Origin of the sequence: Polaribacter ponticola (assembly GCF_026191475.2) — a bacterium.
In the GTDB taxonomy this organism is placed as follows: Bacteria; Bacteroidota; Bacteroidia; order Flavobacteriales; family Flavobacteriaceae; genus Polaribacter; species Polaribacter ponticola.
Genome location: NZ_JAOSLC020000004.1, coordinates 126,309 through 142,029, shown reverse-complemented (window position 1 = coordinate 142,029; position 15,721 = coordinate 126,309). Strand labels below are relative to the sequence as shown.

At 28.0% G+C, this 15,721-nt stretch carries 16 protein-coding genes and 3 pseudogenes; 4 read left to right on the top strand and 15 right to left on the bottom strand.

Annotated features, from left to right (window positions below):
* Window positions 1–68 precede the first annotated feature (68 nt).
* Window positions 69–2,314 (bottom strand): annotated as a pseudogene (locus tag N5A56_RS17025) (DUF5916 domain-containing protein).
* 431 nt (window positions 2,315–2,745) lie between these two features.
* On the opposite strand from N5A56_RS17025, the gene sucC reads away from it, so the two are divergent.
* The 3 genes from sucC (at window position 2,746) to N5A56_RS17010 (ending at window position 5,761) form a co-directional block, all read left to right on the top strand.
* Window positions 2,746–3,942, top strand: a complete 1,197-nt coding sequence (gene sucC, locus N5A56_RS17020; RefSeq protein WP_265724347.1) for an ADP-forming succinate--CoA ligase subunit beta — start codon at window positions 2,746–2,748, stop codon at window positions 3,940–3,942.
* A 173-nt stretch (window positions 3,943–4,115) separates the two neighbouring features.
* Window positions 4,116–4,787 (top strand): Crp/Fnr family transcriptional regulator, encoded by a 672-nt coding sequence (locus tag N5A56_RS17015; RefSeq protein ID WP_265724348.1) that lies wholly within the window; start codon window positions 4,116–4,118, stop codon window positions 4,785–4,787.
* A 77-nt stretch (window positions 4,788–4,864) separates the two neighbouring features.
* Window positions 4,865–5,761 carry an anti-sigma factor gene (locus tag N5A56_RS17010; RefSeq protein ID WP_265724349.1) on the top strand — a complete coding sequence of 299 codons (897 nt, stop codon included), beginning with the start codon at window positions 4,865–4,867 and terminating at the stop codon, window positions 5,759–5,761.
* A 115-nt stretch (window positions 5,762–5,876) separates the two neighbouring features.
* Here the strand turns inward: N5A56_RS17010 and N5A56_RS17005 are convergent, their stop codons facing one another.
* Window positions 5,877–6,224, bottom strand: a complete 348-nt coding sequence (locus tag N5A56_RS17005; RefSeq protein WP_265724350.1) for a hypothetical protein — start codon at window positions 6,222–6,224, stop codon at window positions 5,877–5,879.
* A gap of 140 nt (window positions 6,225–6,364) precedes the next feature.
* Window positions 6,365–8,571 (bottom strand): annotated as a pseudogene (locus N5A56_RS17000) (endonuclease MutS2).
* A gap of 37 nt (window positions 8,572–8,608) precedes the next feature.
* Between N5A56_RS17000 and ung the strand changes: the two are divergent.
* Window positions 8,609–9,271, top strand: a complete 663-nt coding sequence (gene ung / locus N5A56_RS16995; protein ID WP_265724351.1) for a uracil-DNA glycosylase — start codon at window positions 8,609–8,611, stop codon at window positions 9,269–9,271.
* 81 nt (window positions 9,272–9,352) lie between these two features.
* On the opposite strand, the gene N5A56_RS16990 is transcribed toward ung, so the two are convergent.
* The 12 genes and pseudogenes from N5A56_RS16990 to N5A56_RS16940 form a co-directional block, all read right to left on the bottom strand.
* The gene (locus tag N5A56_RS16990; protein WP_265724352.1) at window positions 9,353–9,490 is read right to left on the bottom strand and encodes a hypothetical protein; all 138 of its coding nucleotides are present in this window, start codon (window positions 9,488–9,490) and stop codon (window positions 9,353–9,355) included.
* 18 nt (window positions 9,491–9,508) lie between these two features.
* Complete coding sequence (locus N5A56_RS16985) at window positions 9,509–10,369, bottom strand: substrate-binding domain-containing protein (RefSeq protein WP_265724353.1); 861 nt, start codon at window positions 10,367–10,369, stop codon at window positions 9,509–9,511.
* Window positions 10,370–11,238, bottom strand: a pseudogene (locus tag N5A56_RS16980) (nucleoside phosphorylase).
* Entirely contained in the window at window positions 11,239–11,883 is a 645-nt protein-coding gene (locus N5A56_RS16975; protein WP_337994870.1) for a hypothetical protein, read from the bottom strand.
* 83 nt (window positions 11,884–11,966) lie between these two features.
* Window positions 11,967–12,182 carry a hypothetical protein gene (locus tag N5A56_RS17625; protein ID WP_337994869.1) on the bottom strand — a complete coding sequence of 72 codons (216 nt, stop codon included), beginning with the start codon at window positions 12,180–12,182 and terminating at the stop codon, window positions 11,967–11,969.
* 49 nt (window positions 12,183–12,231) lie between these two features.
* Entirely contained in the window at window positions 12,232–12,555 is a 324-nt protein-coding gene (locus tag N5A56_RS16970; protein WP_265724354.1) for a translation initiation factor, read from the bottom strand.
* A 71-nt stretch (window positions 12,556–12,626) separates the two neighbouring features.
* On the bottom strand, window positions 12,627–13,574 hold the full coding sequence (locus tag N5A56_RS16965) for an isopenicillin N synthase family dioxygenase (protein ID WP_265724355.1): 948 nt from the start codon (window positions 13,572–13,574) through the stop codon (window positions 12,627–12,629).
* Between the two features lie 27 nt (window positions 13,575–13,601).
* Window positions 13,602–14,327 carry a DUF6048 family protein gene (locus N5A56_RS16960; protein WP_265724356.1) on the bottom strand — a complete coding sequence of 242 codons (726 nt, stop codon included), beginning with the start codon at window positions 14,325–14,327 and terminating at the stop codon, window positions 13,602–13,604.
* Window positions 14,308–14,763 carry a DUF6452 family protein gene (locus tag N5A56_RS16955; protein ID WP_265724357.1) on the bottom strand — a complete coding sequence of 152 codons (456 nt, stop codon included), beginning with the start codon at window positions 14,761–14,763 and terminating at the stop codon, window positions 14,308–14,310. The genes N5A56_RS16960 and N5A56_RS16955 overlap by 20 nt, the downstream gene beginning before the upstream one ends.
* Before the next feature lie 4 nt (window positions 14,764–14,767).
* Window positions 14,768–15,064 (bottom strand): 4a-hydroxytetrahydrobiopterin dehydratase, encoded by a 297-nt coding sequence (locus N5A56_RS16950; protein ID WP_265724358.1) that lies wholly within the window; start codon window positions 15,062–15,064, stop codon window positions 14,768–14,770.
* A gap of 83 nt (window positions 15,065–15,147) precedes the next feature.
* Window positions 15,148–15,450: a type II toxin-antitoxin system RelE/ParE family toxin gene (locus tag N5A56_RS16945; RefSeq protein ID WP_265724359.1), complete on the bottom strand. Its 303-nt coding sequence runs from the start codon at window positions 15,448–15,450 to the stop codon at window positions 15,148–15,150.
* Window position 15,451: 1 nt separating this feature from the next.
* The gene (locus N5A56_RS16940) at window positions 15,452–15,676 is read right to left on the bottom strand and encodes a type II toxin-antitoxin system ParD family antitoxin (RefSeq protein WP_265724360.1); all 225 of its coding nucleotides are present in this window, start codon (window positions 15,674–15,676) and stop codon (window positions 15,452–15,454) included.
* Between the last annotated feature and the right edge of the window lie 45 nt (window positions 15,677–15,721).

The window sequence follows — 15,721 nt, the reverse complement described above, 5'->3', positions numbered from 1 at the left end:
ACTAATGTATAAAAAAACGGACATACTTTTGAGAAGCATATCCGTTTTTTAAGTAAAAAATTGGGGAATTAAAATATGCTTTTTAACTTATTGTAATCTATAAAATATACAAATCTTACAGAAAAAGTATGACTTTGAGATTGTTCAAATAAGTTGTCTAGATTTTTGAAGAAATCTAAGTTAGAATTTGTGTCTTCGTTAAAAATAGAGTTTCTATAAAATGCTATTAATTGACTACCAGGAGCAAATTGCCAAATATAATTTAAATCTAAATTCCAGCTATTAAAGTTTAAATTATCGCCAGTATATGTATTATTTTGATCTAAATCGCCATCGCTATTTAAATTGTAATAGCTGTTATAGTCTACAGAACCCCAATAATGTCTAAAGCTTAAAGAAAGTGAAGAATTGGTGCTAAAATTATATTTACCAGAAATTGTATTTGTGTAATTTTTACGATCTCTCATTCCAAAAATTATATTTGAGGTGTCTTCATCTACATATCCTTGGTCATTTTTGGTTTTGTTGTAGTTCATTCTGTAGGATAATGAAAATTGATTTGTAAAACGGTAACGAGGAGCTATGCTAAATCCAAAACTAGTTTTTGGGTTTTTGCTAAAACTTGTATAATATCCATTAGCATTTAATTCTAATTTTTTTGAGAATTGGTAGATATATAAGCGTTTATGTTTTTTCTTTCTGGTTGTAAAAAATAAACACCGCTTGTAGAACCTTGTCTAGGTTCAAAAAAATCTTTATTTTCAGATCCGTAATTTAAGTTTCCTCCAAATGAAAAACGATTTCTAGTTTGAGCACCAAAATTTAAACCTGCATTGTAACCAGTGTAAATACCAGAATAATGTTGGTAATTTAATTGGTTGTAAAATCTAAAGCTATATCTATTAAATTTTTTTGTTGGTTGTAAAGTTCTCCACCCAGCGCTACCATAAAAAGTTTGTTCATTATTACTAAACAATATGCCTAAGTCGTTAGGGTTAAAGTCTTTGTTTTCAAAATTATAACCAACTTCCCAATTCCAATGCCCAGAATTATATCCAAAACTATTATCAAAAGTGTAACCAGTGCTAAGGTTATTAATATCATCAGATATATTACTCATTTTTACAGAACCATCTGCATTGTATTTACTATCTTTTGTTTCTATATGCCAATCTAATGCTGTTACATTAGCATCTCTAAACCTACCATCTCTTGTTACATTTGTATTTATAAGTGATACTGTTGAGTTTTGATTAAATTGTTGATCTAAAACTAAAATATTATAATTTGTAAAAGGAGAAATTACTTCTTTTCTAATTTTACCAGTTTGATTGTTTTTTATTGTTGCTTCAGTTTTTTCTGTAATAGCATTAAAAAAACCGATACCCAATCCTTTTTTTGTTCTACCAGAAATCTTAATAGCATTTAACATAGTAACTTTTCCAGGGTAGTTTGTGATTTCTTCATCAGAACCTAAATTCGATTCTACATCAAATTGATCTATTGGATTACCGCCAATTCTTCTCGAATAAAATAACCTTCCTTTATTAAAAAGCTCAGTTCCTTCAGTAAAAAATTGTCTCTGCTCTGTAAATTGTTGTTCAAATGGTCCAAGATTAAGTACAACATCATCAAAACCTACTTGGCTAAAATCTGGAATAAGTGTTGCATCTAAAGTAAAATTATCTGTTAATCCATATTTAATATCCATACCAATGCTCCAGTCAGAACTCGTAGTACCTTCGTAGGAAGTAGTTGTAGCAGATGCATACGGATAAAGATTTAATCTTGTTGGTGGTTTTATATTTCGAAAATCTTCAATTAAACCATCATATTGTGTCCATCTTCCAACAGAATTATCAATATGTGTCCATGTGTGTTGAGAATTTAATTTTTCTAACCTTCTATGAAAGTTGAAACCCCAAGATTGTACCGTTCTATTTGCAAAACGCAATGCTCTATAAGGTATTTTCATTTCTACATTCCATCCTTTCTCATCAATTGTTACATCACTTTCCCAAACAGCACTCCAATTAAAATCTTCATTTCCATTAGAGACCTTTGCATCTATTTGATTTCCTGTGCTTTGAACAATAAACTCAAAAGGATTTTGTCCGTCATCATTAGGGTTAATAGTAACTAAAAAGAAATCTGCTTGACTAAAATTATCCCTTGTTGAAAATTCTTTTGGTATACCTGCAGGATCAGGATCACTCATTTGCGCAGCAATGTAAATAGCATCATCATCATATATAACCTTTACTGTTGTTTGATATTCAGAAGAAACTAGTTCACCATTTTCAGGTCTTAATATTATAAAATCTTTACAAATCTCAGCGTTTTTCCAACTATCATCATTTAAAACACCATCTATTTTAGGAGCTTTGCTAATTCTTGTTGTCTTTATTTTTTTCTGTTTTTGTTTTCTTGGGCATTTATTTGAAATGTAAAAACAGTAATAAGTTGTAGTAATAATAATTTCTTAAACATATAATTGGTTGATTATGTGTGAAACACAGTGCTAATTTATTTATCATTTTTATAAAAATCCTTAAAGCTGTGTTAATTATAATTATAGACATGATAAAATTTAAAGTGTTACAGTTTGTAAGTGTTAATTATATCTTAAAATGATTTTTTGCCTTATTTTAAGCAATAATTTTTTTCGCCTAACTTTATTTAAAATTTTGCAAGGATTTTGTTTTGAATTTGTATTTTTGTTACGTTTTAAAATAACATCAGACAATGAACTTACACGAATATCAAGGAAAAGAAATTTTAAACAGTTTTGGCGTTAGAATTCAACGTGGAATTGTTGCAAGTACTCCTGCTGAGGCAGTAGAAGCTGCAAAGAAACTTACAGAAGAAACAGGAACAGGTTGGCACGTAATAAAAGCACAAGTACACGCAGGTGGTCGTGGAAAAGGTGGTGGTGTTAAACTGGCTAAAAACTTAGATGATGTAAAAAGTATTTCTGATGATATTTTAGGAATGATGTTAATTACACCTCAAACTTCTGCTGAAGGAAAATTAGTAAATCAGGTTTTAATCTGTGAAGATGTATATTATCCTGGAGATGCTGAGCCAGATGAGTATTATATGTCTGTCTTACTAAACAGAGCTACAGGTAAAAATATGATTATGTATTCTACTGAAGGTGGAATGGATATTGAAACTGTTGCAGAAGAAACTCCACATTTAATTTTTACAGAAGAAATAGATCCTTTATTAGGAATAATGCCTTTTCAAGCACGAAAAGTTGCTTTTAATCTAGGTTTATCTGGTGTTGCATTTAAAGAAATGACAAAATTTGTTACTGCTTTATATACTGCTTATATTAAGTCTGATTCTGCAATGTTTGAAATTAACCCAGTTTTAAAAACTTCTGACTCTAAAATAATGGCTGTTGATGCTAAAGTTTCTTTAGATGAAAATGCATTATATAGACATAAAGATTATGCTGCAATGCGTGATTTACGTGAAGAAAACCCAATTGAAGTAGAAGCTAAAGCTGCAGGTTTAAACTATGTAGATTTAGATGGAAACGTTGGATGTATGGTAAACGGAGCTGGTTTAGCAATGGGAACTATGGATTTAATTAAAGAATCTGGAGGAGAGCCAGCAAACTTTTTAGATGTTGGTGGTACTGCAGATGCAGCAAGAGTAGAAACTGCTTTTGGTATTATTCTTAAAGATACAAATGTTAAAGCAATTTTAGTTAATATTTTTGGAGGTATTGTACGTTGTGATAGAGTAGCACAAGGTGTTGTTGATGCTTACAAAAGCATGGGAGACAAGATTACTGTACCAATTATTTGTAGATTACAAGGAACAAATGCAGTTGAAGCAAAAGAATTAATAGACAATTCTGGAATGGAAATTATTTCTGCTACAGAGTTTCAAGAAGCTGCAGATAAAGTTGCAGAAGTTTTAGGAGCTTAATATTTTGTTTAAAAAAATACCTAAAATTTATAATTAAAAAAGACGATAATCATTGATTATCGTCTTTTTTAATTATAAATTATTTTTAAATACATATAATAATAAAGAAATCCATTTTTGTAAGTATTAGTAACATTTTTAGACTTAGATAATAACCTCTTAAAGTTTTAAAAATGGATAATTTTTGGTTTCTTGATAATGTAAATTTATTTAATATTCTATGTCCTCATAAATTTAAGGAATACAAAAAATGCCATTCTTTTGATGTATATAAGAAGAGTGATTATATCTATTTTGAAGAGGATGCTGCAAATAAAATATTTTTAATAGAAAAAGGAAAAATAAAATTAGGATATTATAATGAAGACGGAACTGAAGTTGTTAAAGCTATTCTTACAAAAGGAGAATTGTTTGGTGAGAAAGCTATTTTAGGAGAAGAAATAAGAAATGAATTTGCACAATCTTTAGATAAATTTACCTCGATTTGCCCAATTAATGTAAATACTATGCACGATTTAATGCAAGAAAATAAAACCTTTAGTTTAAAAATTTATAAATTCTTAGGCCTAAGGTTTAAAAAATTAGAAAGAAGACTTCAATTAATTCTGTTTAAAGATACTCGAACTCGATTTCTAGAGTTTATGAAAGAATTGTGTGATGAGTATGGTTATAATTGTGAAAATTCTGGAGATAAAGTAATACAACATCCATACACACAAAAAGACATTGCATCTTTAATAGGTACTTCTAGATCTAATTTAAACGTTCTTATGAACGAATTAAAAGAGGAAAGTATTATCGATTTTAATAGGAGAGAAATTAGATTACTTCAAAATATTACATAAGTGTTCGCTAGCTAACATTTAATTTTATTGTTATAAAATAACTTTGTCATCTAACATTAACTATAAATATTAATAAGATGAAAAAAGTTTTAAGATTAACATACTTGCTTGTAACAATTATATTTTTTATTTCTTGTGATAACAGCGAAGAAAATATTCCTACAACTGGGTTATTAACAGTAAATTTAGATGGATTAGAAGAATTAGGTGCTAATTTTGTTTATGAAGGATGGTTAATTGTAGATGGAAATCCAGTAAGTACAGGAACATTTACAAGCATAGATTTTCCACAAAGTTATAACGTAGATATTAATGATTTACAGAATGCTACTAAATTTGTACTTTCTATTGAATCAGCCATAGATAATGATCCTTTACCTGCAGCAACAAAAATTTTAGCAGGAGATTTTGTTGGTAGCAATGCAAGAGTTAATTCTGATAATATTGTAATAAGCACTAATAGTAATATAAGTTCTTTAAGCGATTCTTGGGGTAAATACATATTAGCTACACCAACAGATTCTGATGATAGTAATGAAGCTAGTGGAGTTTGGTTTTTAGATAATACAAATATGCCTGCGATTGAAGGTTTGGGTTTACCTATTTTAGCTGATGGTTGGAAATACGAAGGTTGGGTTGTCTTAAATGGAACGCCAGTAAGTACAGGAACTTTTACAGTAGTTGATGAAGCAGATGATAACGCTTCTATTTCACCGTATAAAGGGTCTATAAGCGATGGTCCTGGTTATCCTGGAGAAGATTATCTAATGGGTTCTGCCGCTGGAGTAAATTTCCCTACGGATTTAAAAGAATCTACTATTGTTATTTCTGTTGAACCTAGTCCAGATAATAGCGTAGCACCTTTTACTTTAAAACCTTTAGCACATGTTGTGCCAGTAAATGCAATGAATCATACAGTTATAAATATGGTTACAGGACCTAAAAATATTTTATCTGGAAGTGTTTCTAGATAATTATTTGTTCAAAATAACACAAAAAAAGGAAGCAATAATTGCTTCCTTTTTTGATTTAAAAAATGCCCAAATTAATAACTAAACTAATAATGGGCATCAACTAACCAATCAATTGTTATTTTTTATTAATTTTTACAGGTAAAATGTATATTTTTTCTTTTTCTATACCTTTTAAATTAAGTTTTTTATAATTTAATTTATATTTTACATAAGAATTAAATTCTTTTACATCAGAATTTACATTTATAACTACAACTTCATTTTTATTATTTATCATAAATGATACTTCTGCAGTGGTAACTGAATTATTAAATTCTATTTTTAAGTTATCTCCTAATAAGGAAACAACTTCGGTTCTCATTTTTTTTGTAATTTTAGAAGGTGATTTTTCAGTTGCTGAAGCAGAGAAAGTTGTTGCAATACTAATTGCTAAAATTGCGATAACTGTTTTTAAATTTTTCATAATAAGTGTTTTAAGTTTAAATTGTATATCTATAAGACTTTTAAAACTTATAAAAGTTTCATTAAAAAATACACTTTAATACATTATTAACACTATTTAACTGAAATTAAGAATTGAATAGTATTTTAAAAGGAGAACCATTACTTTTTAGCTTTTTCAACAAGTTCTAATTTTTCGACAGTAGTTTTAGTTGTAAAGACACCATAATTTATGGTAACAGTTTTCTTGTCAATTTTATCTATAGTACCCACAGAGTTAGAGTCTATAATTCTTACTTTATCATTAAGTTTGTATATGTATTCAGATTTTTCTTTGGCAATTTTTATCGCTTCTATTTTCTTTTCCTTTCTTACTTCAACAACCTTTTCTAAAACCTCTTTTTCAACTTTTTTAATGACTTCTTGTAGCTTTTTTTCGACGACTTTAGCTTTCTGTTTTTGAGCTTTAGTTTTTGGTTTGTTTGGGTTTTTCTTTAAATGTTTTACTTTCTCATCTGTTACCCATTTATTAAAATTGGTTGTAAGTTCTTTTTTATTATTGGTTTGAAAATATTTGTTTAATAGTTCATTCGTTTTTCTTCCTAAGGCAAGCATTTTTTGGTTTTTATCATATAATTCTTGAAAACCAGATAGTTTATCTTGTACGCGTTGTTCTTTTTCCTGTAAATTATCTAAATGCTCTTGTCCTTTAAACTTTTGTTTTTCTAAATTATCAGAGTTTTTTTGAAGTCTATTTCTTTCTTTTTGTAATTTAGATATGGTTTTATCTAATCGCACTTTTTCGGTTTCTACTCTTTTCTTAGCTCTATTTATTAAACTATAAGGAATTCCATTTTTTTGTGCTACTTCAAAAGTAAAAGAGCTACCAGCTTGTCCAACAAACAATCTATACAAAGGTTCTAGAGTACGCTCATCAAATTGCATGTTTGCATTCGTTACATTATCTAATTCATTTGCTAGTACTTTTAAATTAGAATAATGTGTAGTTATTATTCCAAATGCTTTTTTAGTATAAAATTCTTCCAAGAAAATTTCTGCTAAAGCTCCACCTAATTCAGGATCTGAACCTGTTCCAAATTCATCAATTAAAAACAAAGTGCTTTCATTACATTTTCGTAAAAAATAGCGCATATTCTTTAATCGATAACTGTAAGTACTTAATTGATTTTCAATAGATTGATTATCACCAATATCTGTAAGTAATGTGTCAAAAATATAAGTTTCACTTTTTTCATCAACTGGTATTAAAATACCACTTTGAAGCATAACTTGCAGCAAACCAATAGTTTTTAAAGTTATACTTTTACCTCCTGCATTAGGGCCAGAAATAACAATTATTTGTTGTTTTTCATTCAGTTCTATACTTTGTGAAACTGTATGTATTTTTTGTTCTTTATTTTTTTCCATAAAATAGGATGATATGCATTTTTAAAAAATATCTTTTTCTTATTTGATATTTTTGGCAAGATTGCATTCATTTCTTGGGCATATTTTGCTTTTGCGCCAACACAATCTATGTGGATTAAAAAATTAATATACTCTTTTATTAAAAAAACTGATGGTCTAATAGTTTCTGCTAAAGCACGAAGTATTTTTACTATTTCTTGCTTTTCTTCATATATTAAATTTTGATATTCTCTACTGTAAGATAGTGTAGCTTGCGGAGCAATATAAACGATATTTCCAGATTTAGAAGAACCTAATAAACTACCAGCAACTTTTCTTCTATGCATAGCAGAAACAGCTAAAACACGTTGGTTATCTACAACTGTTTCTTTAATATCATCTAAATAACCAGCACCTATTGCTTTTGACAATGCACTTGTAAAACTAGCTCCAATTTTACCTCTAACATTGTTAATGTCTTTTCTTAATTGTTTTAAAACAATTGAAGCGTTGTTTTTAACTTCTCCAGATATATCAATAATTTTTTTAATTTCATCATCAATTAAAGTAGTAAATTCTATTTCTTGTGAAATCTCAAAAAATGTTGGAAACTGTATTTTGAATTTTTTAAAAAATTTAATCAGCTCATTTACAGTAAGTGATGTGGTGGCAATTTTTAAAAATGCATCTGTTTCTATAAAGCTATTCTCGATTGCTAAACGCTTTACACTTTCTGTAATATTATCAAATCCATGATTAGGAATTCTATTATCACTTTCAAAGGAAGTTAGATACTCATCTACTAAACGAAGTTCTTTAAATAATAGTTGTTTTTTATCTATTGGTGTTATTTCTAGAACTTTTTCTTTACCCAAACCAGAAATACAATATTCTGAAACGTGTTGTAAAACCGTAGAAAATTCTAAATCTTGTAATGTTTTTTCTGAAATGTTTTTACTCAAAATATTATCTTTGATATTACTACAAAAATAACAAACTATGCATGTAAAAGTAGCTGATAGTTGGAAAAAAATTTTGCAACCAGAATTTGATAAACCTTATTTTAATGATTTAATAACTTTTGTCGAATTTGAATATAAAAACGAACAATGTTTTCCAAAGAGAGAAGACATTTTCGCTGCTTTTGATTTTTGTTCTTTTAATGATTTAAAAGTGGTTATTATTGGTCAAGATCCTTATCATGATCAAAATCAAGCTAACGGATTGTGTTTTTCTGTACAAGATGGAATTAAACATCCTCCTTCATTAAAAAATATTTTTAAAGAAGTTTCTTCAGATCTAAATAATGAGATTCCATTAAGTGGTAATTTAGAAAAATGGGCAAAACAAGGGGTTTTATTATTAAATTCAACATTAACAGTTAGAGCTCATGAGGCTGGAAGTCATCAGAAAAAAGGATGGGAAGTTTTTACAGATGAAGTTATAAAGCAAATATCTCAAGAAAAAGAAAAAGTTATTTTTCTTCTTTGGGGAAAGTTTGCTGAAAGCAAATCGAAATTAATAGATTTAGAAAAACATACTGTTTATACTGCCCCACATCCATCTCCATTAGGAGCTTGGAGAGGTTGGTTTGGTTGTAAACATTTTTCTAAAACGAATAATTTTTTAGAAGGAATAGGAGAGAAACCAATAGATTGGTAGAGAAGGAACTTTAGAATAAAAGCAAAAAAAATCCGCTAAAAAAGCGGATTCATTGAATTTGAAATTAAGAAACAAGATAATTTAAACTAAATCGGCTTGTTTTAATGTTGTTTGGATTGTTGTATTATCAGCTAAACCACAAGAAGAACTTGTGCTTCTACAAGAAGAAAAACAAATGACTCCTAAAATACAAACTGCAATAAATACTGTTTTTTTCATTGAAACTTATTTTACGATTTAAAGGTACATGTTTTTTATGAATTCTCCTGAGTTTTTCTTCTCTTGTATAACGTTAAATTGTACCATTTTATTTTGAATACGAGTAATTAAATTTTTTGTGATAGGTTTTCCATCATTCCATTCTGTTATTTTTAACCATTTTTGAATGTCTTCTAATTGCTGCTCGTACCTTTTGGCTAAAGTTTCATCAATATTATCACGTTTTTTAAAGTCTTTGGTTTCAGAATTTATAATGTCTAAAACTTTTTTAACTTCTTCAAAGTTGTTTTCTAAAACCTCATTTCTTACTGCTATTACAAAACAAGGCCATGGAGTTGGGCAATCATCAATACGTCTAAAAATCCCATTGTCTACTAGTGGTTTAGTAGTAAAATGCTCCCACATAAAATAATCTGCTTCACCATTTGTTAAAGCATCAATACCACCTTCTAAGTTTCCAATTACTTTAAACTTAAGTTTAGAAACATCCCAACCTTGATTATGAGCATTTACAATAGCCATTAAATGAGAGCCAGAACCAAACCTACTAATTGCAATTGTAGCGTTTTCTAAATCTTCAATTTTATTAAAAGAAGATTTTGCGCCTACATGAATTCCCCATACTAATGGAGTTTTTATAAAGGTTTGTAAAATTTTCGAAGGGTTTCCAGCAGCAATATCTTTAATTATGCCTTCTGTTAAAACAATAGCAATATCTACAGTACCTTCCCTTAATGCTTTACACATCTGTCCGGTTCCTCCAGGATAATCTTGCCAACGTAGGTTAATGTTATGCTCGTTATATTCCTTATTTTTTAAAGTTATGTACCAAGGATAATTAAAATGCTCTGGTACACCACCAACTTTTAGGTTAGTCATTTATTCCACTAATTTATCGAGTGTATATTTAATTAAATCAGCTACAATTTTACCTGGATTTTCACTAAAAGTACCATTAGCTCTGTTTGCGATTATTGCATTCATAGAAACCGCATTATGACCTAATAATTTAGCAAGACCATAAATAGCAGAAGTTTCCATTTCTAGATTGGTAATTCTATTTCCATTAAAATTAAAACTATCAATTTTATTATTTAACTCAGAATCTTGTAAAGCTAATCTTAAAACTCTTCCTTGAGGACCATAAAAACCACCAGCAGTAGCTGTAATACCTGTAAATGTTTTTTCTGATGCTATTTTTTCTGATAATTCTTTAGAGTTTGAAACTATTAATGGGTATGTCTTTTTAGGATTCCAATTTGTATGTTTCACAAAAGCATCCTCAATCTCAGAGTGTGATATTTCATCAACTTGATAGGAGCGAAGCATACCATTTATATCTAAAGCATGAGAACTTAATAAAATAGAATCTATTGGAATGTCTTTTTGTAGAGAACCAGAAGTACCAATTCTTACAATATTTAATTGTGTATGATTTTTTTGATAATTCTAGTTTCTAAATCGATATTTACTAAAGCATCTAACTCATTAATTACAATATCTATATTATCGGGACCAATTCCTGTAGAAATTACAGAAACTCTCTTATTTTTATAAATACCTGTTGTCGTTTTAAATTCGCGTTTTTGAGTTGTAAATTCAATCGAATCAAAATGTTGGGTAACTTTGTCTACTCGATCTTGATCTCCAACAAAAATAATATGTTCAGCAATATGTTCTGGTCTTAAATTTAGATGATAAATACTTCCATCAGGATTTAAGATTAATTCAGATTGTTTTATACTCATTTATGATGTAATTTGTAATAGCTTTTTAGATTCGTTCTGATACAAAAAGCTATATTTTTTAGAGCCTCCAAGATAAGAAATATCATTTCTAATTTGGCTATAAAAATTAAGTTGATTTTCTAAAACTTGTTTTCCTTTTTTAGAAAGTGTAATAGGATTAAATGAAGAAAATAATTGATTCATTTTATCGATTGAATTCAGGTATTGAATATCTCCAAAACCGTAAGAATCCTCATTATTAATTAATTTATTTACTAATTGATTTTTAGAGGTAGGTTTATGTTCTAAACTTGTTTTTAAAATTGTGTTTTCAATTGTATTCAATCCGTTTTTAATAGAAGGAAAACGTTGCAAATGTAATTCTAATGCAGTTGATAAATATTTAAAAGGAGACATTGGATTAAATTTATAAACCGTTTCTAACCTTAATGGAGAATCTGAACAATACAATTGCCAAATATAATCTGCATATTCAATATCATCTTGTTTTAATTCGATTCTATTTTTATAATGTTGGTGAATTTGTTTTGAATTTAAATCTGACAATCCAAACATTTTATTAGAACCTTTTAGTTTACCAGCGCAAACTAAAGAAAGCTGATAACCATTTCTATATCGTTTTAACCAACTAATTACTGCAAGCATGTTTATTTGACAATATAAATCGTAATCAAACCATAAAACAATTTCTTTTTGCCCTTTTTTATTACAGAGATTACGATATTCTTTTACAGTATAATCAATAAACTTTTTTTACTTATTTTATAAGAAGTTTTAAAAAAATCGAATCTATTTTTCCAAAAATCTTCACTACCAACATCTGTAGTTGTTTTCCCCTCACAAAGCATTTCTCTCCAAGTTATAAACTCTCCAGAAAAATTTAATTTATGAAGATAATTAGTAGTAGTATCTCCGTTTGTAATATGTAATATAGAACCCTCCATAATTTATTGATAACGTTCCTTGCTTTAAATTATTGTGTAAGTATAAAAATTACCCGCCTACTCGTTTCACTTTAAAACCTTTATCTTTTAACATCGTCATAATTTTATCCCTAAAGTCACCTTGAATAATAATTTTATCATCTTTAAAACTTCCACCAACAGAAAGCTTTGTTTTTATTTCTTTAGCAAGTATTTTAAAATCTGAAGTAGCGCCATTATAACCTTCTAAAATTGTTATTGGTTTTCCTTTTCGCTTTTCATATTTGCAAATTATAGGGTCTTCTTGCAACCAAATATTCGATTTTTCCTTAACCGGTTCTTCAGATTCTTTATGTTCTGGAAATAAGTTTTTTAACTGATCTTTAAAATCCATATTTTAATTGTCATTTATCAATAAATAATTATCAATTTCTGATCAATGATAATTACTTATTGAAAATTGTATTATTTTTTTAATCCTAATTCTTTTAGACGTTCATCTAAGAAATTACCAGCAGTAATATCTTCAAACTGTTTTGGGTTATTTTCATCGATACAATTTTCTAAGACATCTAATTTCATATCCGAAACTGGATGCATAAAAAATGGAATAGAGTAACGCGATGTGCCCCACATTTCTTTTGGCGGATTTGTAACTCTATGAATTGTAGATTTTAATTTGTTATTACTATGACGCGACAACATATCTCCAACATTAATCATTAATTCGTCTGGTTCTGCCATAGCATCAATCCAATCGCCATTATGATTTTGAACCTGTAAACCTTTTCCTTGAGCTCCCATTAATAAAGTTATTAAATTAATGTCTCCGTGTGCAGCAGCTCTTTCTGCTCCTTTAGGTTCTGTTTTAATAGGCGGATAATGAATAGGACGTAAAATACTATTTCCGTTTTTTATATAATTATCAAAATATGTTTCTTCTAAGTCTAAATGTAAAGCTAAAGAGCGTAAAACGAATTTTGCAGTTTTTTCTAACATTTGATAAGTTTGCTTACCAACGGCATTAAAGTTAGCTAATTCATTAACAGTAACATTTTCTGGATATTCATTAGCATATTTAGAGTCTTTATCTACATATTGACCAAAGTGCCAAAATTCTTTTAAATCTCCTTCTTTTTTCCCTTTTGCAGATTCTTTACCGAAAGAGACATAACCTCTTTGCCCTCCAATTCCTGGAACTTCATACTTTTCTTTAATATCAGTTGGTAAATCGAAGAAATTCTTAATTTCTGAATATAAGTTGTCGACTAAAGTATCATCTAAAAAATGACCTTTTAAAGCCACAAAACCTATGTTTTCATAAGCATGACCAATTTCATCTATAAATTTTTGTTTTCTATTTTTATCATCAGATAAAAAGTCAGCTAAATTTACACTAGGTATTTTGTTCATAATAATAAGTTTTAACAATGGATAAAGTTAATAAAATTTAACAATTAGCTCTATTTTATTTTTTTGAAATGGAATTAAATAACTAATAGTATAATTAAAACCAAAACCTGTACTACTTTCGAATATTGTATTAAATCCAGGAGAATATAAAGTTTTAAAATTTTCTGGTTCTTTAACACTCATCAATATTTTGTAAGATCCACTAAAACTAACAAATAAGTTTTTTAGCGTTTCTACTTTAATTCCAACAATTAGTTCAGACCAATGTGCATTTAAATTAGATGTAGTTATTGGTGTATTTATTATGTTTGAAGGGAAGTAAGTGTTGTTTACATTAGGTGTATAACTGTTAAGTGTTTGATCAAATAAACTAAAACCATATCTTAAACCTAGAAATATTTCATTATTCATATCTAACCAATTCTCATAAGCATTATAGTTTATCCCTAATCTTACATAACTACCTTTTGCTGTAGAGTTTGTATAATCTTCATTATCTGTTTTCTCTTCAAACCCAAGTTCAGCAGCAACAAATAAACGTTTTGTTACTCTATAATCTCCTACAATTTCAAAACCACTATAAGTGCCCCTAATACTAGATAATATTGGTTTGCTTATATCCATTCCTAAACGAATACCATAAGGAGATCTATAAATGATTGTATCTTTATTGTTTTCTTTGAATTCTTGTTTTTGAGAAAAACTATTAGCAAAAACACAAAGAAAGAAAATGCTAATGAAATATTTGTACATGAGCTTCATTTTGATTGTCTATTGTAGTTATGTTTTCGGGTGTAAAATCTTTGATCCAAGTATTATCAGAAATAAAAGAAACGTCATTAAAAATTACTTTAAATCCACAAGAACGAGAAACGTATTCATCTTTTGGAGTATATTTTATGATGAATTTATTTACAATATTTCCTGATGATAAATTATAAATAGTTTCTTCGGTTAAGCTATTTAAAGGAATGTATAAAGAATCAGTTTTTACATTTTCGAAAATAGTATCTTTTCCTTCTGCCCAAACATAAAAAGAACTTACATCTTTTAAGGTTTCTCTATTATCTGTGTCATAAAAACGTAAAACTAAATTAGGCGTAATTGGGTTTTTTACACAAAAATCATCTTTTTCACAAGCTGATAAAATGATAATTGATAAAAAAAGAAATGCAAATATTTTTCTCATAAAATTAATCTTCTTCTTCAACTTCTACTATTGTATTAATAGCACTTGCTAGTTTAAAATCTAATTCTGTTACACCATCTGCATCATGCGTAGTAAGCGTAATATCTAAAGTATTATAAATATTTGTCCATTCTGGATGATGGTTTAAAGCCTCACATTCAAATGCAATTCTATTCATTGCAGACATACAATCTTTAAAATTATCAAATTCAAAATCGGTATGTAATGCATTGTCATAATATTCCCAATCAATAAGGTTTTCTAATTTTTTATTGATTTCGAAGTCTGTAAGTTTTTTCATTAGTTAAATTTTTCAATAATCTTATAAGGTTTCATCTTTATGATTTTATAAACTGTATTTATGCTGATGTTTTTCGTGCTATTTTATTTCAAGTATTTAGGCATATCTCTGCTGCTATGTAAAACTCTAATAACAATTAGTTTTTGAAATTCTATTGTATAGAAAATAATGTGTTTTTGAAAAGCTAAACTATAAGTATTTTCTTTAATATCATTTCTTAACCTTCCTAAATTGGGCTGTTTACATAATTGAAATAAAATCTTCTCAATATCAGATAAATAAATTATAGCTTGAGTTTGACCAAAACTTTTTTCTGAATATTCAAAAATATACTCTAAATCTGCATCAGCTTCATTAGTTAATTCATAATTTTTGAGGTTAGACATTTTATTTTTTACGCTTAGATTCTATAATATCTTTTACAGAGCGTTTGCTTATTCCACTTTCTAGCCCTTTTTCAATTTCAATCTTTAAATCATTAATAACTTTATTTCTGTAAACAGTATGAAGTCTTAACGCATCTCTAATAACTTCACTATTATTTTGATATTCACCAGATTCTACTTGAGTAGTTATATATTCTTCTTGTTGTTTTGTGAAACTTATATTCATAATTTATGATATTTTAAAACATAAAAGTATATAAAATATCCATAT

Excerpts from the sequence above, each read along its gene's own strand:
- sucC (WP_265724347.1), top strand. The coding sequence starts at position 2,746 with ATGAACTTACACGAATATCAAGGAAAAGAAATTTTAAACAGTTTTGGC.
- N5A56_RS17015 (WP_265724348.1), top strand. The coding sequence starts at position 4,116 with ATGGATAATTTTTGGTTTCTTGATAATGTAAATTTATTTAATATTCTA.
- N5A56_RS17010 (WP_265724349.1), top strand. The coding sequence starts at position 4,865 with ATGAAAAAAGTTTTAAGATTAACATACTTGCTTGTAACAATTATATTT.
- N5A56_RS17005 (WP_265724350.1), bottom strand. The coding sequence starts at position 6,224 with ATGAAAAATTTAAAAACAGTTATCGCAATTTTAGCAATTAGTATTGCA.
- ung (WP_265724351.1), top strand. The coding sequence starts at position 8,609 with ATGCATGTAAAAGTAGCTGATAGTTGGAAAAAAATTTTGCAACCAGAA.
- N5A56_RS16990 (WP_265724352.1), bottom strand. The coding sequence starts at position 9,490 with ATGAAAAAAACAGTATTTATTGCAGTTTGTATTTTAGGAGTCATTTGT.
- N5A56_RS16985 (WP_265724353.1), bottom strand. The coding sequence starts at position 10,369 with ATGACTAACCTAAAAGTTGGTGGTGTACCAGAGCATTTTAATTATCCT.
- N5A56_RS16975 (WP_337994870.1), bottom strand. The coding sequence starts at position 11,883 with ATGCTTGCAGTAATTAGTTGGTTAAAACGATATAGAAATGGTTATCAG.
- N5A56_RS17625 (WP_337994869.1), bottom strand. The coding sequence starts at position 12,182 with ATGGAGGGTTCTATATTACATATTACAAACGGAGATACTACTACTAAT.
- N5A56_RS16970 (WP_265724354.1), bottom strand. The coding sequence starts at position 12,555 with ATGGATTTTAAAGATCAGTTAAAAAACTTATTTCCAGAACATAAAGAA.
- N5A56_RS16965 (WP_265724355.1), bottom strand. The coding sequence starts at position 13,574 with ATGAACAAAATACCTAGTGTAAATTTAGCTGACTTTTTATCTGATGAT.
- N5A56_RS16960 (WP_265724356.1), bottom strand. The coding sequence starts at position 14,327 with ATGTACAAATATTTCATTAGCATTTTCTTTCTTTGTGTTTTTGCTAAT.
- N5A56_RS16955 (WP_265724357.1), bottom strand. The coding sequence starts at position 14,763 with ATGAGAAAAATATTTGCATTTCTTTTTTTATCAATTATCATTTTATCA.
- N5A56_RS16950 (WP_265724358.1), bottom strand. The coding sequence starts at position 15,064 with ATGAAAAAACTTACAGACTTCGAAATCAATAAAAAATTAGAAAACCTT.
- N5A56_RS16945 (WP_265724359.1), bottom strand. The coding sequence starts at position 15,450 with ATGTCTAACCTCAAAAATTATGAATTAACTAATGAAGCTGATGCAGAT.
- N5A56_RS16940 (WP_265724360.1), bottom strand. The coding sequence starts at position 15,676 with ATGAATATAAGTTTCACAAAACAACAAGAAGAATATATAACTACTCAA.